Source organism: Streptomyces glaucescens (assembly GCF_002154375.1).
Lineage (GTDB): Bacteria > Actinomycetota > Actinomycetes > Streptomycetales > Streptomycetaceae > Streptomyces > Streptomyces glaucescens.
The window spans coordinates 1-673 of record NZ_MUND01000488.1; the positions used below are offsets into that span (position 1 = coordinate 1).

The 673-nt window shown below is 72.8% G+C and carries 1 protein-coding gene; it reads left to right on the plus strand.

Going from position 1 to position 673, the window contains the following annotated elements:
- Positions 1 to 130 precede the first annotated feature (130 nt).
- Positions 131 to 673, plus strand: a 543-nt coding sequence (locus CCN42_RS28985) for a leucine zipper domain-containing protein (protein ID WP_143662042.1), incomplete at its 3' end; no start/stop codon positions are given.

Here is a 673-nt window from a genome sequence, read left to right on the forward strand (position 1 = left end):
GTTCGACGACACCCCCTAGGTGTGCTGTCCCGGGACGTTGGTGACACGCGTGCTGGGTGCTTGAAAGGGTGAGGGCCTTCTGGGTTCGGTGTGGATTGCGACATCTACCGCCGACCGCCAGGAGGCCCTCGTGTCCCACCGTAATGCCCCGCTGACCCCGACCGGCAGGCTGCGTCTGGCCCGGTGTGTCGTGGACGACGGATGGCCGCTGCGGCGGGCCGCGGAACGCTTCCAGGTCAGCCACACCACCGCCGCACGCTGGGCGGGGCGCTACCGCCGGCACGGTGAGGCCGGGATGCACGACCGCTCCAGCCGGCCCCTTCGTTCGCCGCGGCAGACCCCGGCCGCCGTGGAGGAACAGGTGGTGCGGCTGCGGCGTGAACACCGCATCGGACCGCTGCGGCTGGCCGCCCGGTGCGGCATCGCCGCCTCCACCGCCCACCGCATCCTCGTGCGGCACCACCTGCCCGCCCTGACCACGCTGGACCGGGCCACCGGGGAACCCGTGCGCCGCTACGAACGCGAACGGCCCGGCGAGCTGGTCCACATCGACGTCAAGAAGCTCGGCCGCATCCCCGACGGCGGCGGCCACAAGACCCTCGGCCGGGCGGCCTCCAGCCCGAACAAGGACCGCCGCAACGGCGCGGGATACGCCTACCTGCACACCGCTCTG